The organism is Xanthobacter sp. BG11Y11_SDJG, from assembly GCF_057364445.1.
In genome coordinates, this window is sequence record NZ_JBNFNU010000003.1 from 43,031 (window position 1) to 64,948 (window position 21,918).

Annotated in this window: 27 protein-coding genes; 12 read left to right on the forward strand and 15 right to left on the reverse strand. The window is 64.3% G+C overall.

Annotation, left to right across the window (positions count from 1 at the left end; all coding sequences use genetic code 11):
- Nucleotides 1–175: 175 nt before the first annotated feature.
- The 3 genes from AC2W7M_RS01230 to AC2W7M_RS01240 all read left to right on the forward strand — a co-directional run bounded on the left by AC2W7M_RS01230 (nt 176) and on the right by AC2W7M_RS01240 (nt 2,214).
- Nucleotides 176–1,156, forward strand: a complete 981-nt coding sequence (locus AC2W7M_RS01230; RefSeq protein ID WP_486129461.1) for a site-specific integrase — start codon at nt 176–178, stop codon at nt 1,154–1,156.
- On the forward strand, nt 1,101–1,442 hold the full coding sequence (locus AC2W7M_RS01235) for a hypothetical protein (RefSeq protein WP_486129462.1): 342 nt from the start codon (nt 1,101–1,103) through the stop codon (nt 1,440–1,442). Before AC2W7M_RS01230 ends, AC2W7M_RS01235 begins: the two co-directional genes overlap by 56 nt.
- A gap of 295 nt (nt 1,443–1,737) precedes the next feature.
- Nucleotides 1,738–2,214, forward strand: a complete 477-nt coding sequence (locus AC2W7M_RS01240) for a hypothetical protein (protein WP_486129463.1) — start codon at nt 1,738–1,740, stop codon at nt 2,212–2,214.
- Between the two features lie 250 nt (nt 2,215–2,464).
- Here the strand turns inward: AC2W7M_RS01240 and AC2W7M_RS01245 are convergent, their stop codons facing one another.
- The 6 genes from AC2W7M_RS01245 to AC2W7M_RS01270 all read right to left on the reverse strand — a co-directional run bounded on the left by AC2W7M_RS01245 (nt 2,465) and on the right by AC2W7M_RS01270 (nt 5,971).
- Entirely contained in the window at nt 2,465–2,944 is a 480-nt protein-coding gene (locus AC2W7M_RS01245; RefSeq protein ID WP_486129464.1) for a hypothetical protein, read from the reverse strand.
- A 4-nt stretch (nt 2,945–2,948) separates the two neighbouring features.
- The gene (locus AC2W7M_RS01250; RefSeq protein WP_486129465.1) at nt 2,949–3,275 is read right to left on the reverse strand and encodes a hypothetical protein; all 327 of its coding nucleotides are present in this window, start codon (nt 3,273–3,275) and stop codon (nt 2,949–2,951) included.
- Between the two features lie 190 nt (nt 3,276–3,465).
- Nucleotides 3,466–3,939 carry a hypothetical protein gene (locus tag AC2W7M_RS01255; RefSeq protein WP_486129466.1) on the reverse strand — a complete coding sequence of 158 codons (474 nt, stop codon included), beginning with the start codon at nt 3,937–3,939 and terminating at the stop codon, nt 3,466–3,468.
- 394 nt (nt 3,940–4,333) lie between these two features.
- A complete protein-coding gene (locus tag AC2W7M_RS01260) occupies nt 4,334–5,224 on the reverse strand; it encodes a hypothetical protein (RefSeq protein WP_486129467.1) in 891 nt (296 codons plus the stop codon).
- A 2-nt stretch (nt 5,225–5,226) separates the two neighbouring features.
- Nucleotides 5,227–5,616 carry a hypothetical protein gene (locus AC2W7M_RS01265; RefSeq protein ID WP_486129468.1) on the reverse strand — a complete coding sequence of 130 codons (390 nt, stop codon included), beginning with the start codon at nt 5,614–5,616 and terminating at the stop codon, nt 5,227–5,229.
- Nucleotides 5,617–5,629: 13 nt separating this feature from the next.
- On the reverse strand, nt 5,630–5,971 hold the full coding sequence (locus AC2W7M_RS01270; protein ID WP_486129469.1) for a hypothetical protein: 342 nt from the start codon (nt 5,969–5,971) through the stop codon (nt 5,630–5,632).
- Nucleotides 5,972–6,289: 318 nt separating this feature from the next.
- On the opposite strand from AC2W7M_RS01270, the gene AC2W7M_RS01275 reads away from it, so the two are divergent.
- The 7 genes from AC2W7M_RS01275 to AC2W7M_RS01305 all read left to right on the forward strand — a co-directional run bounded on the left by AC2W7M_RS01275 (nt 6,290) and on the right by AC2W7M_RS01305 (nt 11,853).
- Nucleotides 6,290–6,718, forward strand: a complete 429-nt coding sequence (locus AC2W7M_RS01275; protein WP_486129470.1) for a helix-turn-helix domain-containing protein — start codon at nt 6,290–6,292, stop codon at nt 6,716–6,718.
- Nucleotides 6,719–7,055: 337 nt separating this feature from the next.
- On the forward strand, nt 7,056–8,459 hold the full coding sequence (locus tag AC2W7M_RS01280; RefSeq protein WP_486129471.1) for a phage NrS-1 polymerase family protein: 1,404 nt from the start codon (nt 7,056–7,058) through the stop codon (nt 8,457–8,459).
- Nucleotides 8,460–8,467: 8 nt separating this feature from the next.
- Nucleotides 8,468–9,055 carry a primase-helicase family protein gene (locus AC2W7M_RS01285; RefSeq protein ID WP_486129472.1) on the forward strand — a complete coding sequence of 196 codons (588 nt, stop codon included), beginning with the start codon at nt 8,468–8,470 and terminating at the stop codon, nt 9,053–9,055.
- A 1,152-nt stretch (nt 9,056–10,207) separates the two neighbouring features.
- Nucleotides 10,208–10,477: a helix-turn-helix transcriptional regulator gene (locus AC2W7M_RS01290; protein WP_486129473.1), complete on the forward strand. Its 270-nt coding sequence runs from the start codon at nt 10,208–10,210 to the stop codon at nt 10,475–10,477.
- Entirely contained in the window at nt 10,474–10,701 is a 228-nt protein-coding gene (locus AC2W7M_RS01295; RefSeq protein WP_486129474.1) for a GcrA family cell cycle regulator, read from the forward strand. Before AC2W7M_RS01290 ends, AC2W7M_RS01295 begins: the two co-directional genes overlap by 4 nt.
- An 83-nt stretch (nt 10,702–10,784) precedes the next feature.
- Nucleotides 10,785–11,246, forward strand: a complete 462-nt coding sequence (locus tag AC2W7M_RS01300; RefSeq protein ID WP_486129475.1) for a hypothetical protein — start codon at nt 10,785–10,787, stop codon at nt 11,244–11,246.
- A 19-nt stretch (nt 11,247–11,265) separates the two neighbouring features.
- Complete coding sequence (locus AC2W7M_RS01305) at nt 11,266–11,853, forward strand: hypothetical protein (RefSeq protein WP_486129476.1); 588 nt, start codon at nt 11,266–11,268, stop codon at nt 11,851–11,853.
- A gap of 23 nt (nt 11,854–11,876) precedes the next feature.
- Here the strand turns inward: AC2W7M_RS01305 and AC2W7M_RS01310 are convergent, their stop codons facing one another.
- The 3 genes from AC2W7M_RS01310 to AC2W7M_RS01320 form a co-directional block, all read right to left on the reverse strand.
- Nucleotides 11,877–12,359 carry a DUF6998 domain-containing protein gene (locus tag AC2W7M_RS01310; RefSeq protein WP_486129477.1) on the reverse strand — a complete coding sequence of 161 codons (483 nt, stop codon included), beginning with the start codon at nt 12,357–12,359 and terminating at the stop codon, nt 11,877–11,879.
- The gene (locus tag AC2W7M_RS01315) at nt 12,356–13,573 is read right to left on the reverse strand and encodes a tyrosine-type recombinase/integrase (RefSeq protein WP_486129478.1); all 1,218 of its coding nucleotides are present in this window, start codon (nt 13,571–13,573) and stop codon (nt 12,356–12,358) included. The genes AC2W7M_RS01310 and AC2W7M_RS01315 overlap by 4 nt, the downstream gene beginning before the upstream one ends.
- A 392-nt stretch (nt 13,574–13,965) precedes the next feature.
- Complete coding sequence (locus AC2W7M_RS01320) at nt 13,966–15,156, reverse strand: hypothetical protein (protein ID WP_486129479.1); 1,191 nt, start codon at nt 15,154–15,156, stop codon at nt 13,966–13,968.
- 324 nt (nt 15,157–15,480) lie between these two features.
- On the opposite strand from AC2W7M_RS01320, the gene AC2W7M_RS01325 reads away from it, so the two are divergent.
- The gene (locus AC2W7M_RS01325) at nt 15,481–16,185 is read left to right on the forward strand and encodes an alpha/beta fold hydrolase (RefSeq protein WP_486129485.1); all 705 of its coding nucleotides are present in this window, start codon (nt 15,481–15,483) and stop codon (nt 16,183–16,185) included.
- Between the two features lie 197 nt (nt 16,186–16,382).
- Nucleotides 16,383–16,961 (forward strand): L,D-transpeptidase, encoded by a 579-nt coding sequence (locus AC2W7M_RS01330; protein ID WP_486129486.1) that lies wholly within the window; start codon nt 16,383–16,385, stop codon nt 16,959–16,961.
- Nucleotides 16,962–17,086: 125 nt separating this feature from the next.
- Here AC2W7M_RS01330 and AC2W7M_RS01335 read toward each other — a convergent pair whose 3' ends face one another.
- The 6 genes from AC2W7M_RS01335 to infA all read right to left on the reverse strand — a co-directional run bounded on the left by AC2W7M_RS01335 (nt 17,087) and on the right by infA (nt 21,515).
- The gene (locus tag AC2W7M_RS01335; protein ID WP_121624385.1) at nt 17,087–17,293 is read right to left on the reverse strand and encodes a cold-shock protein; all 207 of its coding nucleotides are present in this window, start codon (nt 17,291–17,293) and stop codon (nt 17,087–17,089) included.
- A 445-nt stretch (nt 17,294–17,738) separates the two neighbouring features.
- Nucleotides 17,739–18,764: an ABC transporter substrate-binding protein gene (locus AC2W7M_RS01340; protein WP_486129480.1), complete on the reverse strand. Its 1,026-nt coding sequence runs from the start codon at nt 18,762–18,764 to the stop codon at nt 17,739–17,741.
- A 41-nt stretch (nt 18,765–18,805) separates the two neighbouring features.
- Entirely contained in the window at nt 18,806–19,621 is an 816-nt protein-coding gene (locus tag AC2W7M_RS01345) for an ABC transporter permease (protein ID WP_486129481.1), read from the reverse strand.
- A 5-nt stretch (nt 19,622–19,626) separates the two neighbouring features.
- Nucleotides 19,627–20,481, reverse strand: coding sequence for an ABC transporter ATP-binding protein (locus tag AC2W7M_RS01350; protein WP_486129482.1), 855 nt, complete (start codon nt 20,479–20,481; stop codon nt 19,627–19,629).
- 147 nt (nt 20,482–20,628) lie between these two features.
- Nucleotides 20,629–21,123: a DUF2165 family protein gene (locus tag AC2W7M_RS01355; protein WP_486129483.1), complete on the reverse strand. Its 495-nt coding sequence runs from the start codon at nt 21,121–21,123 to the stop codon at nt 20,629–20,631.
- 116 nt (nt 21,124–21,239) lie between these two features.
- Entirely contained in the window at nt 21,240–21,515 is a 276-nt protein-coding gene (infA, locus tag AC2W7M_RS01360; RefSeq protein ID WP_012115181.1) for a translation initiation factor IF-1, read from the reverse strand.
- Nucleotides 21,516–21,918 lie beyond the last annotated feature (403 nt).

Sequence of the window (21,918 nt, forward strand, 5' to 3'; positions counted from 1 at the left end):
AGTGGGGCCATGACGAGCTGATGACCTTGGGCGAAGCGGTTGCGGTCTTCTGGCCCGCCGGACCGCTTACCGTGTCGTCGCTTCGGACGGAGATCCGCGCCGGCCGGTTGACGGCCGAGTTCATCGCGGGGAAGTTCTTCGTCACCCCAGCCGCTATCCGGGACATGAGACGCCGATGCCGCGCCCACCAAAAGGCCCCCGCCTCTTCCTGCGCGAGCGCAGGGGCCGTGCGCCCATCTTCGTCATCCTCGATTCCGGCGGGGTTGAGGTCAGCACAGGCTGCGGCCCTGGAGAGCGTGCAGGAGCGGAGGAAGCGCTTGCGCGCTACCTGACGAGGAAGCACACCAGCGCCATCGGCACCCACAATCCCGGCATGCTCCCCATCGCGGACGTGCTCAATTTCTATGCCGATCACAAGGATCCAGGCGAAGGCGCGACGCCGCGCGAGAAGGACCTCTACGACCGCAGCCTGATCTATGTGGAGCACCTTCTGCGGTTCTTCGGCACGAAGCCCATATCGGACATTCGCGCCGCGATCTGCCGCGACTATGTGCGTTGGCGGACCCATGAGGGGCCTGCCGCGCCAGAGTGGCCCGAGCGCCGGGAGCGGAAGGTGTCGGACCAGACCGCTCGCCGCGAGCTCGTGGTCCTCAGCGCCGCGATCAACCACTACCACGCGGAATTCACACTCGACATGGTGCCAGTGGTGACCATGCCTGCCATGGCCCCGACCAACCGCCGGGGGCTGGAGCACCGGGAAGCCGCCGCCCTGCTGGCCGGTGCGCTGGGCTTCTACAGGGAGAACGGCACGCTTCTGCGCCGTCCGAAGTCCACGCGGACCCAGCGCAAGCGCACCGCGCGCCTGATCCTTCTCGCCCTCTATTCAGGCTCCCGCCACGGTGCGATCCGGGAATCGTCCTGGTTGCCGCGCATGGACGGGCCGTGGATCGACGTGGACCGGGGCATACTCCACCGCCGGGGCCTGGCGGAAAAGGAGACGGACAAGCGCCGACCACCGGCCCGTATCCCCCCTCGCCTATTGGCACACCTGCGGCGTTGGCAAGCTGCGGATCTGGTTCGCCGGCGAATGGGTTATCTCGGTGGGCGCCGAGAAGGTCGCAGGCAAGGTGCGCAAGGGCTGGGTCGGCGCACGTGAGGACGGTCGGACGCTGTGCGACACGCTGCCGGAAAAGGTGACGCCCCACTGGCTACGCCACACCGCCGGCACTTGGTTGGCCCAGGGCGGAGCGAGCGTGCGGGAAGGCGCCGACTATCTCGGCATGTCCGAAGAGGTGTTCGAGCGGGTCTATTACCACCAGTCCCCTGACTTCCAGGAGCGCATTGGGGACGCCTTCTCAGCGGCCAAGGGACGCGCGCGCGTCATCCGGGAACAGAAGCAGGCTGCGCCCAAGAATGCCCAAGAAACCCCCGGAAAAGGGTGAACGAAACGCGGCCAAACGCTCTCGGTGATCCAGCAATACCAACGGCTTCAAAGGAGAGCGCTCCCTTCACACGGGAGGGGTCGCAGGTTCAATCCCTGCATCGCCCACCATTCTCTATTGAAATTATTAGGAAATTCCCCGTTGTCGTGGTCATAACCCACGATGACCCACGGTTTGGCGCCGAATGATTGACGGCAAGAGAACGAATAGAGAACAAACTCGTTGCAGGCCCCACCTCACTCTCATAGGTTGTGCTTGTGGCGCACGTCAGCGCTAGAGAGCGAAGGGATCGACCATGACCGTGAAAATCGAGAAGGTGCGCACCGGCCGGGTTCTGACCAGCCTGAAGGACGCCGCGCCCGCCGAGGTGCCTGCGAAGGCCAAGGGCGAGTCGGTGGCCACAGTGCAGCCGAAGGCCGGGGCCAAGCTGGGCGCCAAGCCCAAGGCCGACGCGGCTCGCGAGGAGCAGTTGAAGGCCGCCACTGGCCTTGTCCGCCGGGAGCAGAACGGCATCAAGGAGCCCACCGCCGGGGGCCAGTGCTGGCTCGCGTGGCAGGCGTGCGACAAAGCCATGGCCGACCTCGGGCGCACCCCGACCTCGGGCGAGGTGGCCGCCAGCAAGCACGCGGCGGGGCTCAACGCCACCAACGTGAAGGTCGAGTATTCCTACTGGCGCCGGTTCTACGGACACCCGCGCGCCGCACTGCCGCCCATCGGCCTCGTCACGAAGGCCAGCAAGGGGACGGCGGCGCAGGAGGGCAAAGAAGCCTGACGGCCGCTGCACTTGTGGTTATCGAACGGGGCGCCTTTTTCGTCGGACGGGCTATCTAAGCGAGCCGTGCTACCAATTTTGCCAATCAAATTAAGCCGGCTTTCCGAACTTGGATGCCTGCGGGTCTGCGAGTGCCTTGGACCACATTGATGCCTGTGCCTCGCTCTCCGCGCGTCGATGCTCTGACGCTTCGTCTGCGGCTTCTTGGAGATACGCCGCGTAGTCGTAACCCGGCTTGTAAGCTGAGAACTTATATCGTTGCGCAACGTTTTGCGAGGCGCAAAGCCTCGAGACCAAGCTGGCAAGCTTCTTCAAGGCACTTTCGCTGCGAAATGTCGTCCTCGCATCCAACCTCGCCAGCGAAATCAATGCCCCGCTGACTTGCTGGGATTTTGTTCGGAAGACTTAAAACTTCTTCCACCAATTCTAAATCCATCGCGCGCCAACTCTCATCGTCAACTGGATAAGGTGCGAGTTGCGGGAGATCCTTGGTGGCGCTGCCAACGATCCCACGAGAGGATTCAAAGTTGCGAATTTCGGATACGACCTCCGAACATATCGCGGCGAACCCCTCAAGGACAACGGCGATCCGGATGGCAAGGTAAGCTGCGTTGGCCGTCTTCCTACGCCATGTGCCAAAGCTCTCACGCCCCCACACGAGCACTTGAGTCACGATTGCCGCAGAGACACCAGCCGTCCCTGCTATTTTTAGAACCTCACTCCAGTCCATGTCATTAATCCCGACACATAGTTCGGCTACCGGAGCGCCCCTCGAACGACTCACAGTCTCTGTTACTGATAGGCGGCGGTGGCAGGATTAACTGGATAGTAATTATCAGAGCAATCAGGGCGAAAGCGCCGCCTAGACGCTTCAGAATGCCAAGCCAATGAGGCCAATAATTCCAGTCGCGGAAGCTAAATATTTCAGCCACGCCGCTGAAAAACAGATAGATCGCCAATAATACGAATGTGCCCGATAAAAAATAATTGATATACCCGCCAATCGGCGTGAATAGCAAAATGGCGCTCAAAGCCAGCATCGGCGCAGCGATGCGGATCACCCGCTCTAGTCTCGCTTGCACGGCTCCCCCCAAATGGAAGTGCAGAGTGACAAGCTAAAAGCCTACCCGCGTAGGTGCAAGCGTCGTGGCCGTCCCACTAAAGTGGGCCGGGTGCCCAGCGTGGCGCTAGGCCGGACACCGGCAAGCTGTGAAATGCCGCCAGCGCCTGCCCCACGCGACGGCCCGGCCGTCAGGCCGACTCGGGCACGGGCTGGCGCCACGCGTTGGCCATGTCGCGCTCATACTTCTCGCGGGCCTTCTTCACCTCGGGGGTTTCCTGCTCGCCGTGCCGGGCGATGGTGGGCTCGGTGTTCACCGACACGCCGGAAGGCTCAGCGTCGCCGGCCTTGTACGCGTCCCGCAGTTCGGCCTCAGAGGTCAACCGTGCGCCTAGCGCCCGGCCGTCCGCACGATCATCGCCGGAGGTGGTGCCCGTGGGCAGGAGCCGGCCGTAGCTGTCCCGGAAGAAGCCGGCGGGCACGTCATCGGCCTTGCCGCCGGCCGCGTCCCGAATGAAGGTCGCGAGCGCGGCATCGCCCATGTGGCGGGTGCGCGCGGGGTTGTGCAGCTTATCCATGGGGACGTATGCCGACTCGCCCTCCTGAAGAATGTAGCCAGCCGGCACTTCCTTGGGGCGTCCGAAGCGGTCGAGAATCGTGGTCATCGGTTGTCCTTTCCGTTGCTCAGCGGGGGTTTCGTCGTGGGCTGTGGCCACATGGGTGGCATCAGCCCTTGGCCCCGCTTGTCTGTGGGCGGCACCGGTAGGAACCGAACCGCGAATGGATGCCGGATGCGGGACGCGGCAGTCTCAGAGCCTGCCGCCTTTCGTGCGCTCCTCTAGGACGCACGCCGCATCCGGCTTTTCCGACCGAGGGCTTGGCGGTCACACGGTCGCCCGCCATCGGTCGAAACTATGGGCACCACCGGGGACGGTTCGGGATGCGGGACAGGGGAACCGCCTCCGTCTTCCTTTCGTGCCGAGTCGTCACAAGCACGCCCGGTGGTGCCTGTGCTCGACCGCCGGGAAGGAACCGAACCGGCGGGAGCGACCTGAATCATCACGCGGCCCGCGCCTTGACGCCGACCTCGACCCGGACGCCGAGCACTGCGAACGGGTCCGCATCAGCCCGGCGGGTGCCGCCGTCCCGCAGAAGCAGGGTTTCCTCCAGCACCTCGGCCTCGAACAACCGCGCCCGAAGGTCCGCGAGCTGCGTCGCCTTCTCGGCCGCCGGCATGGCGCCGCTCTCGCGCAAGGCGCCTTCGGCCACCATCCGCTCGAACACCGCTTCCGGGAATGCCCAGCACGCCACGGCCAGAGCCGCACTCTGTGCGTTAGCTGTGGGGGCGATCTTCAGACGGCCGGCGCGGTCCAAGCGCGGCCGTCCGGCTTCCGCCCGCGCGGCAATGGCGGCACGTAGCGCGGCTTCCTGCTCCTCGATGGTGGGCGCGGACGTCTCCAGCGTGTGGATGTCGCCCTTCAGGCCGACGATGGTTTCGCGGACGCTGGTGAGCGTCTGGCCCTTCTTCGGCTCGGGCGCCGGGACCGCCACGAGGCGGGCATTGGATGGCAGGGCTTCGAGCGCACGGTGGATGCCGCCGAACGCCACGTTGGCCGCGATGCGTTCGGCCTGAAAGCGCCGCAGCACTTCCTCGCGGTGCTCCAGCTCGGCTTCAAGCTGCGCAAGTCGCTCAAGGTTGCCGGGATGTGGGGCGGTGCTCTGCGCCACCGTCGTGCGCAATTCTGCGACCGGGCGAGCCACCTCGTCGCGCTTCGCCCGAGCCGCCGCGACTGCGCCCTCGCCGGCAAGTGCCGCGTCCTCGATCTGGCGCAGCCTCGCCGCAGCAGTCGATGGCAGCTTAGCGACCGCTGCGGCCAGAGCATCGCGCGCCTCGGCGACATAGCGGGGCGGGAACCCCTGCTCGCTGTGGTTCAATCGGGGATCGATCATCGTCACTGCTCCGTGTTTTCGGTGGTGGTGTGGTCATCGTCCGGCTCGTCCGGCCATTCGTCGGCCGGGTGCAGCGGCTCGCCGTGCTCCAGGTGCAAGGCGGCGATCAGGCGGCCGAGCTCCACGTCCTGCCGCCTCGTGAACGCGTGATCCGCACCCCAAAGAGCAGCGGTGATTTCGCACTCGATCTGCTTCGCGGCGACGCGTTCGGCGATTTCCTTCACCGTGGGCGTATGTTTACCCCGCAGGCGGCCCAGATAGCTTTCGCGAATTTGGGTCAGCCGAACCTCGGTCGGATTGACCGGCGCGCGGTCCTCCATGAACAGCTTGCGAGGGCGGCCCCGAATGGCCTCCAGGTCTTCGTTCGGAATGCGTTGGAGCTTGAGAAACATCGCGGGTGTCCTTTCAGGTGATGGAGGGGGCGAAGCCGGGAGGAGGGGCGCCGAACTGCGGCGGTACAGGGGGCGGCGGCTCCACCCCGAGCCCAAAAACCCTGCGGCTCATGCCGATCCGGTAGAACGCCCGCAGCGCCAGCCCGTGGCATTCATCCCAAAGCGCGCCTGCGTGGTCCGCCTCGTTCTGGCTGGCGAAGGCGACCTCCGCGCCTCGGAGCGTCATGGCTTCGTGCTCGAAGGCGTTCAGCGCGGCGTGGAGCCGATGGTCGCCGCTGCGCTCATGGGCATAGAAGAATTTGCCCCGCAGGGTGACAAGTCGTTTGACGAGGGCTCCGCCAGTAATCGCTTTCATAACTTGCACTCCACCTGCGCTGTTCGGCCCTTCTATTCGTGGAACGGGGGCTTGTTATTGTGAAATAATAACGGTTGTTTTTCGAAATGCAAGAATAAATTGTCTGACACAGCGCCATATGCTACGGTTGTAGAAAGTAATCAAGCTAATGGATGCCGTATGGCGACCAAACGTAAGTCGAATACACCCGCTCCGCTGACAAGAACTGAGAGCGTCTACAAGGCAAAGCTGAGGTGGAAGCCTCGCCCATTGCCCCCAGACCTACAGGCGCGCGAGGACAGGCTGCTCGCCAAGTTCACAGGCGGGTATCACCCGGATATGTGCGAGGTCGTGCTCATGCGGATGGCCGAGGGCCACAGCGTCGCGGCCGTGGCCGGCATCCTCGGGATCGCGAAAGATACTTTGTTCACGTGGGCGAACCAGCGTGAGGCCATGGGCCACGCCTTGCGCATTGGGCAGGGGTTGCGGGTCTGGTTCTATGAGCAGCGCATCAAGGAAGAAGCCGCCATAGGCAATGCCGAGGGTGTCAGATGGTGCATGAACATGCTCCGCAGCGCCGATCCGATTTACCGGAATGCGGGGCCCATGATCGAGCAGAACGTCACGGTCACGAGCGCCCCCGCCGTGGAGTTCAACGAGGAGCTTCGAGGGGCGCTGGATGCTGTGGCCTCCAAGCTCGCTGGCAACTTCACGCAGCCGAGCATCCCGGCGCTGGTGTCCGTCGCGAGCGACGAGGGCGAGCAGTGACCACATGGGGATCATCGCAGCCGGCGATGCGCCGGGTCTCAGGGGGCTGGCCTCGGGGCTGGCCTTGGATCACACTGGAATGCCCTTGGAGGTCAACGGGCGCAGGTGGGCGGCTTGGGAACCGAACCAGGGTGCAAAAGTTGATGAACTGGCGCCATAAGTAAAAGCGACGTATAAAACACAACACCCCCGCACCGGGAAGCGCGAGGGTGTCATATGGCGGGAAGCCGATGTGTATGCAGGAAGTTGGCAATTCCTGTGTACACCAAGCCACAAAGCCTTGCAAGGCCCAGCGGCGGCTTCTTCTGCTTTGACTTCCCGCAGGAGAGTTAGCTTTGTGGTGGATTTAGTCAAAGAACTCGGCAAGCCTTTTGATGTTACTTCCGCCGGCCCGGAGCCTGACGAGTTGCCGCCGGACTATGCGGCCTTGCTCCACGAGCAGTGGCACGAGCGGATGCGTGACACCCTACTGGCCCGTCTGAATAACCTGCCGCGCGAGGCGCGGGAGCGGAAGCAGTGGGCGTTCGCGCTGCGTCACAGCAAAGCTCCTATGCGGGTGATGGACGGCGCGCCGCTGAATGCCAGCTCGACGAACCCGAACACATGGATGGACTTCGGCGCGGCGGTTGAGGCGGCGCTGCGTTTCGGCGGCGATGTCGGGTTCATGCTGACGAAGGAAGACCCGTTCGCGGTCATCGACATTGACGCGAAAGGCGACGTTCCGGCTGACCGGCTCGAATTGTATCATCGGGTTGTTGAGGCGTTCGACAGCTACACTGAATACAGTCGCAGCGGAAAGGGTGTCCACATCTGGCTTTATGGCGATCTTGAATCGGGCAAGCGGCGTGACGGCATCGAGGTGTACAGCTTCTCCCGCTTCATGATCTGTACTGGCAATCTCGTCCACAAATCCGATGTCAAGGAAGGTGGCGAAAAGCTCACCAACATGGTGGAGCAGATTAAGAAAGCACAGGGCGCATCGAAGGTTGCGGAGGAGGACATCCCCGACGAGCTTGAGCGGGAAACGGATGAGGAGATTCTGGCGAAGTGCCGTGGGGCTGCGAATTCCCAAAAGTTCGTCACCCTGTATGAAGATGGGGACTGGAAGCTCGCAAAAAAGGCAGACGGCTCCCCGTATGAGAGTCAGAGCGAGGCGGACATCGCGCTCGTCTGCATGCTGGCGTTCCACACCGGCAACCGGGTTCAGTTGGTGCGCCTGTTCCGGGCCTCGCAGCTTGGCAGACGGGAGAAGGCGTCACGCGACTATTACGCATTCCGCACCGTCCGCACTGCGCTCGCGTTTCAGGTTGCGGATCGGCAGAAGAAGCGCGCGGATTTTATTCGGAAACTAGATACCGTTGAAGACATTAACTCCATTGATTGGACAATGGATGTTGACACCATGCTAGAATGCTTCGTCGAGGTGTCGATGAAGGATGTGGAAATTGCTCTCCGAGATCGCCCGAAGTGGAGCTATTCGCTAGGCGCGATGACCCGAAAGCTCGCACACAACGTGTACAAATACATGGATGTCAACAATAAAGAAAAGGAAATTCCGCTCTTCAATTTGTGGTCCAAGAATTCTCGCCGCCGCATGGTTGACGTGTACGACTTCAATCCGAACGCGGGGGATTTTTGCTACAGCCCCGATGGACGGCCGGCATTGAACGTATGGCGCGCCTCCCACACGTGGCGGCTGCGGACTGGCAGGCACGGTGTCAACCTTTCCTCGACCATGTAGCTTATCTCGTGCCGATCCAGGAGGAGCGCGAGCGGTTCCTGAATTGGCTCGCCCACATCGAGCAGCAACCCGGCGTGCTCCCGCACTCGCACTACTTGTTGATTATGCCCAAGACGGGTACGGGACGGAACTGGCTTGCGACCGTCCTTAAACGCGTATGGAAGCAATACGCTGAGACGAACTTCAAGTTGGAGCTCGCACTTCAGACGAATTTCAACGCTGAAATCTCGCAAAAACTCCTCATTGAAGTTGACGAAATTCGTCAAGGCGGAGCCGGTGTCAGATGGGAGCACAGCGAGACGCTGAAGAAGTGGGCTACAGAAGAATACAAGACGATCAATGAGAAGCACGTTAAGCGCTTCACTGAGCGGAATTTTTCACGCTGGCTCCTATTCAGCAACCATGAAGATGCATTGCCGTTGGACGACACGGATAGGCGTTGGAACGTTATTTTGAACCATTGCGAACCTAGAGAACCGGAATACTATAGAAAATCTATAGACTTGTTGATGAGCCGTTGTTCATTTCCAGCGTGCGGGAGTGCCTTCGGACAAGGAATATTTCGACTTTCAATCCGGGTGAGCGTGCGGCCATGAATATGGCCAAGCTGTCAGTCATTGGCGCCAGCATGAGCGCAGAGGACGAGCGCGCTAGAGATCTGGCAGCGTCGCACGTGCCTGACGTGATCCTCGCTGACAATCTGTACGCAGCGGTGTTTGGGAAGCCGCCGGAGTTGGGAGATGCCAACACGTCCCGAAATTGGAAGCTGCTCGGCCCCATAGCGCGGAAGGCTGGCATTGCGAAGTTGACTAAGGATTTGAGATTGTTTGGTGGGCAGCGCCCAAAGGTGTGGATTCTGCGGAACCCAGAAAGGTGGCAGAACGCAAGCGGCCCGGACGTTGAAGCGGAATTGTACCGTCGATAGCTGTAAAGCTGGATTCCAAGTTAATACCGCCGGCACCAAAAAAGGTGCCGGCGGTATTAGTTTATGGACATTGGCCCCACTGGCCACCCTTTGGCCCCCCATAGAAACCCTTCCGCCTATTTTGCCAACTTCAAAATTTTCTTCCCAAAATCGTTGCAATGTTCGGAAGGGGGCCAAGGGGGTAAGGGGGGCCAAATTTCCTATATAAACTTGTGAAATGTTTAGCCGCCGGGTGCCCAGCCGTAGGCTACCCCTTGCCCGCCTAAAATACCTCTAATGAGTTCAGCGGCATTCGACACCCGGCAGTGCCGCCGAACCTGTCGAGCTGGCCGGCAAGACGCTGCCCCCAATGTGGTCATCGACTCCCCCTGCACGTCCACCCGCCCCTGACGTTCGCGGGGACGCAGGGGACGTGCGGGGGCACCCTAGCGCCGGGACAGGCTGCGCCGCTCGCCAGCGGTGGGGACCAGACTCGCGCGGCGGGTGGCCGGGCTGCCTTGGCCGGCCCCAGCGAAACGCCCGCCCACGGCCGTCCTACGCGAGTCCGGTGGACGAGGCACCGCGTGCGCGTGAAAGAGAGTGGTCGGCCTTCCGTCCATCCCCGCCCCATCCCCGTCCTCGGTCCCCTTTCCGTCCATGCCTCCCCTGTCCTGTGAGCCTCCACGACAAATAGCACTCCACACAAGTATTGCGCATAATCGCAGTGCAAATACTTCACATCAGACTGCAGAAATCGCTTCAAATCAACGCTTTCACTGTGGTTACAGTCAGTCACAACGTAATGCAGCCCCATGCGGGGCGAAAAGCCACAGTGGAAGCGGTCATGTCGGAAGAAGACTCCAACGCCCCCGCCAGCAACGAGCCGAACCTTCGGTTCCTGCGGGTGGAGGAAGTGTACGCACTCGTCGGCATCGGCCGCAGCTTCCTCGATGACTTGGTGCGCGAGGCGACTCCCGGCGCCGTCTACCTGAGCGCCAAAACGCGGGTTTGGATCGAGGCCGAAGTGCTCGCCTGGATGCGGGCCAAGGCGGCCACCAGCCGGACGCGCCCGCCTGCAACCCACAAGGTCCAGCGCCGGAGGGAACTGGTATGAGCGAAGACACCCCCCACCGCCGCCTTCTGATCGACTGCGCACGCCTGCACTGCCGATGGCCGGTCGATGGGGCCGGCGCCGACCTTGTGGCGTGTGGCGACATGGTGCAGCCGGGCTCGCCCTACTGCGAACGGCACCATGCTCGCGCCCATGTCCCGCCTCCGTGGCGGACGGTCTCGGTTGGGGGCGTCGTCCGGCAGGCCGATGATGGACTTGCCCATTAGGGCCTATCGGGGTTCTGCGGAGGAAACGCATGAATCAGCAATTTTGAGCAATTTTTGTTGATTTTAATCTGAAATTGGATATCGTGGCCACGCTGATGCAATTCGGGAGCTATCCTATGAAATCGGTCGTGTCTGTCCCCCTAGATATTGTTCAGTTTATCGATCTTATCGAATTTCTGCGCCAACGAGGGAGCAAGCGCGATCCTGTTGAAGTCGTTCGGGATGCCGTTGCTTATTGGATGGAAAATGCAGAGTGGAAATCAGATTCTCTTCTCCCAGATATCGTGGATGACGGCAGTCGTGGATTTCACTGGAAGGCACTTTTTCTACCTTCTGGCACGCTTCTGCGTATGAAATATGCGGGAGAGTTTCATTATGCTCGTGTTGAAGGGGACTATGTCATTTTTAATGGGAATCGGGTTAGTCCAAATCAGTTTGCCCTAGCCGTGGCCGGGACGGCGCGCGACGCTTGGCGCGATCTATGGGTTAAGCGCCCTGCTGATACGGACTATATTCAAGCAGACATCCTGAGGAATCCTGATTAAGTTCCTACTCGAGACGACAATGAAAGCGCGCTTTGAGTTTATGGAGGAAATGTTGATGGACGCCAATGCCCATATATACCCGATAAAATTTACAGGAAGCATGCCGGATATCACAAAATCTAAGCCAATAAAAATTATAAATACTGGAATATATCAGTTTTTTGTCTCTGAAATTTTAAACCCAATAGCCGGATCTGGGATCATTTTTTATAGGTATGTTATGACTGTCTTTGACATGAATATACGGAGGCCGGTTATTTATGTCACACTTGAAGATTCAAATTTTTCATCGAATGTATTCTGCATGTTCAAGAGTGACGGGTCCCATCTAAATTTTGGATCAGCTCCGCAATGCAACACGATCGATATATTTTCGGCTATGGCGATTGGACTTTTGGTTCAAGAGTACGGATTTGATTCAATACGGGAACCCCAGCGGCGCGCGCGCGTGGTGGAAATTTTGGTGATCGCAGATGCCATCGTTTCCATTCCCAGGCGGCCACAAAAAAAAGCACCGGAAGGCGCCCTTTTTGATCCCGGTTTGTTCTCGGACGGTTCGGTTCCTAATTCTGACTCCGAACTAGCCTGCGATCATTGGGGAAATTGACCACAAGTCAGCGCAACCCCGGCTCATCCACCGGATGAAGGCCATACAAGGCGGCTGATGCCCTTGAACTCCCCGATGCTCAGCCGGCCCCGCTCACGCGCCTTCGAGCCGGGCATAGCCAACCGCTCGGCGAGGCTGGACATGGGGGCTTCCCAAATCTGATGCGGTTCAAACGTCACCGGGTTCAACAGCACCAGCAACACCGTATCGCAGTGATCGTGATGGCTGAGGGTGCCGAGCTTCTTGCTGCCGCTGCCCTTGGCGTCGGCCACGCGCGTCTTGATTTGCACCCGGCGGGCTGTGCCGTCCGCACCGATGCGGAGAGCGTCATGGCCCTTGGTCCGGGCCGAGGCCAGTTCGAGCCCGAGAAGGTCGGCCGCAGCATACTCGCCCAGCTCCCCGGTGACGCCGAGGGGCTTTCCCGTCAGCCGGTAATACTCCGCGGCCAACGGCCTGATCGCCGCGAGGACGGCGGCCACACGCTGGGATTTTGCATCGTCCGTCATGCGCGGAGCTGTAGCACATTCGACGGTGCGACCTTCCCAAGGCAATAGTCCGCCCAAGCCTCCATCAAAATGCGCCGCCGTTCCAATGCGTCGCCGCGCCGGTAAGCCCGCTCGGTCGCGTCGCCCACGGCATGGGCGAGGGCGGCTTCCACCACCTCGCGCGGAAACTCGGTGTGGTCGCCTGCCCAATCCCGGAACGTGCTGCGGAACCCGTGAACCGTGATGTTGGTCACGCCCATGCGCACCTTGAGCAGGCCGAGCATTGCCACGTTGCTGAGCCCCGAGCCCTTGCGCATGCCGGCGAACACATGGGCGTTGCCCTTCTCGCGTGGCACGGCCTTGAGCAGGTCGATGGCGGCTTGGCTGAGCGGCACGCGATGGTCGCGCCGCATCTTCATGCGGGCCGCAGGGATCGTCCATAGGCCGCGCTCAAGGTCGATTTCGTCCCACGTCGCGCCGATGGTTTCGTTCGTCCGCGCGGCCGTCAAAATCGTGAACCGCAGGGCGATGGCAGCCATGCCGCCCATTGTGGTCACACGGGCGAAGAAGGCGGCCAACTCCTTGACGGGCAACGCTGCGTAATGCTGATCGGGCGCGATGGCAGCCGGGGACGGCAGAGCTTCCCGGAGGTGGCCTGCCCATCGTGCCGGGTTGTCGCCCGTGCGATAGCCCTTCACCGTGGCGAACGCCAGAATTGCCTCGATGTACCCGCGCACCCTCGAAGCGGTTTCGGTCCTACTGTGCCAAATCGGCTCCAACACCTTCAACACGTCCGCCGTGCTGATGTCGCTGACGGCCAGCGCTCCGATGTGCGGATAAACAAACGTCTTCAGCCGGGCCAAGAAAACCTCCCGGGTCTTCCGGCTGGCCCATTTCCGCTCGTGGCTATCGAAATATTGCGTCGCTGCGTCACGGAATAGGAGCAGCTTGTGCGCTTCGGCCTTCCGCTGCTCGCGCTCGGCCCTACGTTCGGCAACGGGATCGCGACCAGCGCGGACCAGCCGCCGCATGTCGCGGGCCAAGTCCCGCGCCTCCTCCAGGTCCACGTCGTGGACGCTGCCGAGCCCCATGCACCGCTCGCGGCCATCCCGCTCCCAGCGGTAGAGCCAACTTTTCGTCCCGGTGGCCGTCACCTGTAAGAACAGCCCTTGCCCGTCGCCGTATCGGCCCATGTCCTTGAGGCCGGCTACCCGCTTCACCGTCAGCTTTCCCATGTGGCCACCCTTTGCCCAAGCTACCGGCACGGCCCCCGGAATGGCAGGCCACGCAATGCGGTGCAATACGGGGCTATATGGCATGGGAATACGGCAAAAATATAGTAATATCAATGACTTGAGTGACGCGCCGCGAGCCGCATTCGGCGCTATTCAGGCTCATTCGGTTCGGTGCCAAGTCCCTGCATCGCCCACCATTCCGCAATCCCTTTCTTCCATTCCTCGCGCACGGCTTGGCCGTCTGTCGCAGCGTGCCCGCGCCGCTCTCTGGACGGGGGGCTCAATTCCCCCCCTCGTCCCCCGCCACGGCGTCCAGCATGCGGTTGGCGCAGATTAGCGCGTTGTCCGGCTCCTGGAACGCGGTCTGGGTCAGGAACGAGCAGGCCAGGCTCTCATTGGCGGCGAGCCAGGTGGCGAGACGGTGGCGGACCGCCGCGGTCAGCGCGGGATCCTCGGCCGGCTTGAAGGCGGCATCGTCCGGCGCCTGGGCGCCGCGGCGCGGCGCCGTGCGCAGGCGCGAGACGGAGGGAATGAGCGAGATGGTCTCGCCGGTGTCGCCGGCGGTGACCACCGGCGTGAGGGTGAGCGCGAACTGGTCCACCTCGCCCTTGCCGAGGCGCGTCGCCTCCGCGTCGCCCTGCAGCGTCGCCGTGACGGCCGGCAGACCGGAGGCGCTGCGCGCCAGCTGGAGCCCGGTGAGCTTGAACTTGCGCGCGGCGGGGCTGCGCGCGCCCCGGCTCGGCGCCGGAGAGAAAGCGCGGCAGAAGCTGCTCCGCATAGGCCTTGAGCTTCGCCTCGCTGACCGCGCCGCCGTCCACGATCCGCTCGCGCGGCACCGCGGCCCAGTGCCATCTCGCCGCAGGACGCTGGCAGCCCCACCGGCCGCCACCTGCGGCAGGCGCGCGCAGGGTGCGGGCCAATTGGGCCTCGCCGCCGAGCGGGGCGCGCACATCCACCACCACCGGGTCGGCATCGGCCGCCTGGACCGCGAGGCGCAGCCGCGACCAGACATCCTTCAGCTTGACGCTGGCGAGGTTGCCCCGGTTCGGGCCGACCACCACGTCGAGATCGGCCAGCGCGGCGGGCGCCTCGGCCGCGCCCCTGAGCGCGGCGGTGTTCAGCTCGATGGCAAGGCCGCCGATCAGTTGGCCGCACCAGTTCACGTCGAGATGCTGCAAGGCGAGGCCGGCTTCGGAAAAGCCGCCCAGCGGCCGGAACAAAGCGATGGCGTCGAGGTCGGGCAGCGGCGCGACCTCGCTCCAGATCTGCTGCTGGTCCACCTCGCCCTCGCGCAGATCGAGCGTATAGGCATCCGCGCCGGTGCCGATGACGAGCCGCATGCGCCCGTCGGCGAGAGTGCCGGAGAGCGGCAGCGGCGGGCGCGGATCGCCGGCCGGCGGCGCCAGCGTGCCCGTGACCTTGCCGTCGCGCACGTCCACATGGGCGATCGCCACGCGGTAGGGCGCGAAGAACGGCAGGCCGACGCTCATGTAGTTCTCGGCTGCGCCGGCCGGCGCGGACGCGAGCGCCGCGCCGCACGCCAGCGCCAGCGCGAGCGCCTTCAGACGGAACCGATGGTGCATGTGCGTGCTCCCTCAATTGGACGGCGCCGTGAGTCTTGTGATGGGCGAAGTGTGCACGGAGACCGCGATTCGGGCGACTCGGATCGGGCGGCCGCGGCCGCGAGGCTGCGGGGTCTTGACGGCGGAAATCAGACGACCGGGCTTGGCAGATGCCGGAAGCTGGGGCAAGCCTGACGCCATGACGGACACCCCCGCCTTCGCCCCGAACAGCCTGCGCGTGACCACCCCGGACGGGCTCGCCATCGCCGCCAGCGTGTGGGAGCCGCAGGGCCCGCCGTCCGGTCCCGATCTGCTCTTCATCCACGGCTTTTCCCAGTGCGGCCTGTGCTGGAGCGAGCAGGTGGCGGGCCCGCAGCTCGCCCATCTGCGGCGCGCCACCTACGATTCCGCGGCCACGGCGCGTCGGACAAGCCGCTCGAGGCGGTCTTCTACCAGGAGGCGGAGCGCTGGGCCGGCGAACTCGCCGCGGTGATCGACCAGGCCGGGCTGCGGCGCCCGCTCCTGGTGGGCTGGTCCTATGCCGGGCGCATCATCTGCGACTATCTGGCGGCCTACGGAGCCGGCGCCATTTCCGGCATCGTATTCGTGGCCGGCGTGGTGTCCAACGAGAAGCGGTTCTTCGGCACCTGCAACCGCCTGATGCGGCAGATGTGCAGCGCCGATACCGCCACCAACGTCGCCGCCACGCGCGCCTTCCTGCGCAGCTGCTTCGCCCGCGCGCCGGAGCGCGACGTCTTCGAGACCCTGCTCGGCTTCAACATGATGGTGCCGGCGGCCGTGCGCGCCGGCATGTTCGGCCGGCCGGCGGACTATGACGATCTGCTGGCCAGCCTCGATCTGCCGGTGCTGGCGGTGCAGGGCGCGCACGACATCGTGGTGGCACCGGCCATGGCCGAGCACATCGCCGCCACCGTGCCCGGCGCCCGGCTGGAACTGTTCGCGCAGGCGGGCCACGCCCCGTTCCAGGAGGCGCCCGAGGCCTTCAATGCCGCCCTGGCGCGCTTTGCGGCGGCCATCTCCCCCGGCTGAGCGGTGGCCGGGTCCGGCGCCTTCCCCTAGCGCCCGGCCCACCGTTGCCGGCGCACCGCAGGGCGCGCAAAAAGCGCATCACACTGGCGTGCGCCCCGGCAAGTGAGGCACAAAGCGGTTGCAGTGGTGGCCCTTTTATGGCGACAAAGTTTCGGGGCCGTCCAGCGCCCGCGAGCCGAGACTGAGCCATGACGCAGATGAGACTTCTGGTGGCCGCCCTTCTGGCGGCGCTGGTGGTGGCCGCCGCACCGGCGCGCGCCGACGACCGCTACGAGATCTTCGACTTCTTCAAGATGTTCAACCAGCCGGGCGGCATGTCCATGGGCGGCTCCGGCCCGATCCCGCGCCAGAGCGTGTCGATCGATCCGAAGTACGCGCCCGGCACCATCGTCATCCGCACGTCAGAGCGCCGGCTCTATTACGTGACCTCGCCGGGTCACGCGATCCGCTACGGCATCGGCGTCGGCCGCGACGGCTTCCGCTGGTACGGCGTGAAGTCGGTCAGCGCCAAGCGCGAATGGCCGGGCTGGACCCCGCCGCCGCAGATGCTGCGCCGCCGCCCCGATCTGCCGCGCTACATGCCCGGCGGCATCGACAATCCACTCGGCGCCCGCGCCATGTATCTCGGCTCCAGCCTCTACCGCATCCACGGCTCCAACGAGCCGGAGACCATCGGCCAGGCGGTCTCCTCCGGCTGCTTCCGCATGACCAACGACGACGTGGTGGACCTCTACAACCGGGTCCGCGTCGGCGCGACGGTCTACGTCCAGCAATAGGCTCAACCCTCGCCAAAGAAAAGGCCCGGGTCGCGAGACCCGGGCCTTTTCCATTTTCGCATCAGCGCTTTCGCGTCAGCCATACCCGCGCCGCCGAAGCGGCGTCAGGGCCGGCGCGCGGCGCCTCAGAGCGCGGCGAGGTTCGCCGCCTTGTTCTTCCCGCGGTTGTCGGCGACCACGTCGAACGAGACCTTCTGGCCGTCGTTCAGGCTGTAGAGGCCGGAGCGCTCCACGTCGGAGATGTGGACGAACACGTCCGGTCCGCCGCCGTCCTGCTGGATGAAACCGAAGCCCTTCTGGGCGTTGAAAAACTTGACAGTACCCGTGGCCATGGAAGGCCTCCTTGCGTTCGGGCTCGTGATACGGACCTGGTGCGGCGGCTGCGCGCACGCGCGCCGCCTTCCGCACCCGATCCAGGACATGTCCGAAGAAGGAAGACTTTCAGTCGCGGCCCGAAGGATACGAAAAGAAGCAGGCCGAACGACGAACTGTCCACTGGGCTCGCCCCGCCGTGCAGCGTGAGACATGCATGCGGCGGGAGCGAACACCCGTGCCGTCGCGGGATCGGAGTACATCCGTCCGTCTCCCGCACGCGCTCGAAAGCGCGGCGTCCGGCTTGGGTGACGCTGATATAGGGGTCGATTGCGGCGTTTCAAGGGTGGTTCGCCGAAGAACCCGGCGCATCCCGGCCGGGCCGGGACGGAACCGGATCCGTCCGCCCCGCGCTCCCGGGCCGGGGAAGCGGCCGCACCTCAGGGGCGGCCGCTTCCCGCCGGCTCACTTCGCGGCGCCGGACGCCTTGGCGACGAAGCGCGGATCGAAGGTCTTCGCGAGATCGACGTTCGCCGCCTTCAGCTCCGGATCGAACTCCACCAGCATGTTGAGGGCGTTCTTCATGCCGCTCTGGGGAATGACGCCGGTCTTGGAATAGATCGGCATGGAGTTTTTCACCGCGGCAAGATAGAGCGCCTTGTCGCCGAGCAGGTATTCTTCGGGAACCACGGCGGCGACATCCTCCGGTGTCGCGGTCTTCAGCCACTGCAGCGACTTGTAGAAGGCGTTCACCAGCTTCTGCGTGGTCACCGGGTTCTGCTCGGTGAAGTCGCGCTTGAGATAGAGCACCGCCGCCGGGTTGGTGCCGCCGAAGATCTTGTCGTTGCCGGCCTCGGTGCGGCTGTCGGCGATCACGACCACATCCCCATCACTCTCGAGCTTGGTGATGACAGGATCGAGGTTCGACATGGCGTCAAGCTCGCCGCGCTTCATCTGCGCCACCGCCGACGCGCCGCCGCCGACGCCCACGAAGGCAACGTCCTCCGGCTTCAGGCCATCCTTGGCAAGCAGGAAGTTGACGAAGAAATTGGTGGAGGAGCCGGGCGCGGTGACGCCCACCTTGGCGCCCTTCATATCCTTGACGCTCTTGATCTTTCCATCCTTCTTCGCGACCAGGACGATGCCCGGGTAGCGCCCGAGCTCGATCACCGAGACGATGTCCTGGCCCTTGGCCTGCATGCGGATGGTGTGCTCGTAGGCGCCCGTCACCACGTCCACCGAGCCGCCCACCAGCGCCTGGAGCGACTTCGCGCCGCCGCCGAAATCGTTGATGGTGACGTCGAGCCCCTCGTCCTTGAAGAAGCCCTTGCGCTCGGCAATGGTCAGCGGAAGGTAATAGAGCAGCGGCTTGCCGCCGACCCCGAGAGTGAGCTTCGGCTTCTCCGCCTGCTGGGCCGAGGCCGGTCCCGCCACCGCGGCGGCGAGGCCGAGCGCTGCCGCAAGAGCGAGCGCGGACTTGAGAATGGTCATCGTGCTTCCTCCCATTTTTCCGTTGTTCTGTTGAACGCCCCTCACCCTTGCGCGGCCGCCGGCGCGGGGCGCCAGACCATGAGGCGGTTCTCGATCGCACTCACCACGGTATCGATGATGATGACGAAGATGGCGAGCACCAGCATGCCGGAGAACACCCCCGTCACGTCGAACACGCCCTCCGCCTGGTGGATCCGGTAGCCCAGGCCCGCGGCCGAGCCGAGATATTCGCCCACCACCGCGCCCACCAGCGCGAAGCCCACCGCCGTGTGGAGCGAGGAGAACATCCAGCTGAGCGCGGACGGCCAGAACACGTTGCGCATCAGTTGCCGCTCGTTCATGCCCAGCATGCGGGCGTTGGCGAGCAGGGTCGGGCTCACCTCCTTCACGCCCTGATAGACGTTGAAGAAGACGATGAAGAACACCAGCGTCACGCCGAGCGCCACCTTGGACCAGATGCCGAGCCCGAGCCACAGCGCGAAGATCGGCGCCAGCACCACGCGCGGCAGCGCGTTCGCCATCTTCACATAGGGGTCGAACACGGCGGCGAGCAGAGCCTTGCGGGCGAACCAGAAGCCGATCAGCACTCCGCCTGCGGCGCCGATGACGAAGGCGAGCATGGTCTCAAGAAGCGTGATGCCGAGGTGATACCAGATCACCCCGGTATAGAAATCGTTGAAGGTGCGCTGGAACACCGCCAGCGGCGTCGAGAAGAAGAAGGGGTCGAGCGGGTAGAAGGGCTTCGGCGAGACGGCCGGCCAGTCGAGCTTGATGGTCGATCCGAAATGCCAGATGCCGATCAGCACCACGGCGACGAGGATCTGCAGCGCCACGAGCGCCATGCGGTTGCGCACCATGACCGTCAGCCCACGCTTTCCGATTGCCGGTAGCCCTTCACGACCTCGTCCTTCAGCGCCGACCAGATCTCGCGGTGAAGCTGGTGGAAGGCGGGTTCGAGGCGCACGTCCATGTCGCGCGGGCGGGCGATGGGCACGCGCCATTCGCCGATGATGCGCGAGGCCGGACCGGCGCCCATGATCACCACCCGGTCGGCAAGCGCGATGGCTTCCTCGAGATCGTGGGTCACGAACATCACCGCCTTGCGGTCGTGGCTCCACAGATCGAGCAGCAGGGAGCCCATGATCTGGCGCGTCTGGGCATCGAGCGGGCCGAAGGGCTCGTCCATGAGCAGGATCTTGGGGTCGCGGATCAGCACCTGGGCGAGGCCCACGCGCTTCCTCTGGCCGCCCGAGAGCATGTGGGGATAGCGATCCGCGAACGCGGCGAGGCCGACCCGCTTGAGCCAGTCGCGCGCCTGCGCCCGCGCCTCCTCATGGGGGGTGCCGGCGACATCGAGGCCGATGGCCACGTTGTCGAGCGCGGTCTTCCAGGGGAACAGCGCCTCGGCCTGGAACAGGTAGCCGGCCTGCCGGTTCAGCCCGGCGAGCGGCGCGCCGAAGATGGAGACCGAGCCGGCGGCGGGCGCGAGCAGCCCGGCGGTGGCGTTCAGCAGCGTGGACTTGCCGCAACCGGTGGGACCGACGATGGCGACGAACTCGCCGTCGGCCACGTCGAGGTTGACCCCCTCGACCGCCACGAAGGGCGCATCCGTGCGGCCCGGTCCCGGGAAGGCGATGCGCACCCCCGCAAGGCTGACGGCCCGAACCGCCGGCTCCTGGCCGCCTTGGACCACGCTGAAGGGTCGCGCCAACCGCATTTCCTCCCACCTGTGCGCGCATCCGGGCGATGGCGCCGCCGGTTGATCCGGCTTGAATCCCTTCCGGTCATCGGTACCGGGAGAGCCAAGGTAGCCGCGGGCGCGAAAGAGGCAAGGGTCGGATGGGGCGCGAACGGACCGCCCGCGCTACCCGACCTCGCGCTCGGGCAACGCCAGCAGGATGAGGACGCCGAGCACGGCGGTATAGAAGCGGAAGGCGGCCGCCTGGCCGTTCCAGTCGCGCGACTGCCACATGGCGAAATACTCGCCGGCAACCACCATGAAGCCAAAGAACCAGACCAGGAAGGCGAGCGCGCCGCCGAGATAAGCGAGGCCCTTGGCGCGCTCGAACGCGGCGGCGGGCCCCTTGAGGTTCAGCACCATGCGCATGGCACCGCCGGCGAGCAGGAGGCCGGTCAGCCCCTCGGCGACGATGATGGCGGCGTAGGCGGCGCGCCAGACGCGCTCATCGGTGATCGCCCGGCCCATCAGCGCATTGCCGGGAAAGGTCGTGTCCATGCTCAGCACATGGCGCACGAACTGGTAGTTGGAGTCGTAGTCGACGATGTTGTCGTAGGCGACGACGAGCGCGAAGGCGGCCAGCGCAGCCACCAGCGCGACCTTGGCGAGGCGCAGCTCCATCGTTGCCCCTCCCCCAACGTTGCGGCGCCGGAACACGGCGGCCCGCTTGCGATCGTGGTCACGCCGGCCCGGCGTGTGGGCGCGCGGCAGCCGCCGCACGCGGCAGCAGCCCGAGATCAGCGGCGGCGGAAGTTCTGCTGGCGGCGAGCACCGGGCGGCGGGGCGTTGCCTTCGGCCTTGTGGCGGAAGTTGATGCGTCCGCGATCGAGATCGTACGGCGACATCTCCACCACGACGCGGTCGCCCTCGATGGTGCGGATGCGGTTCTTCTTCATCTTGCCGGCGGCATAGGCCAGGATCTGATGGTCGTTGTCGAGCCGTACGCGGAAGTTCCCGTCCGGGAGCACTTCCGTCACCGTTCCTTCGAACTCCAGCAATTCTTCCTTCGCCATATAGTCGTCTCCGAATGCGCCGCACGGGGCGCGGAAGTGGCGGACTTTTCGCACAAAACCGCGGTGCGGCCTATAGCCAGTTTGGCGCCGCGCGGGGATTTTCGCGCCCGCGCGGGCCGTTCTCAGATCGTCAGTCGCGCCGCGCGGGCCGGCCCCTTGGCGGGCTGGGGCCGCTGGCCCCGCTCGGGCACCGACTTCATGATGCCGATGGCGCCCATGGGCTTGCCGGAGGACGCCCCGCGTTCGCCGCGCGAGCCGCGCCCCTCGGCGCGCTCGGGACGTGCGCCGCTTTGGGCGCGGCATCCTCGGACCGGGCATGCTCGCCGCGGGGATGTTCGCTCCGGCCATGCTCGCCCCGGGCATGGGGCGGACGCGGCTTGCGGGCGTCCTCGCGGCGCTCGGG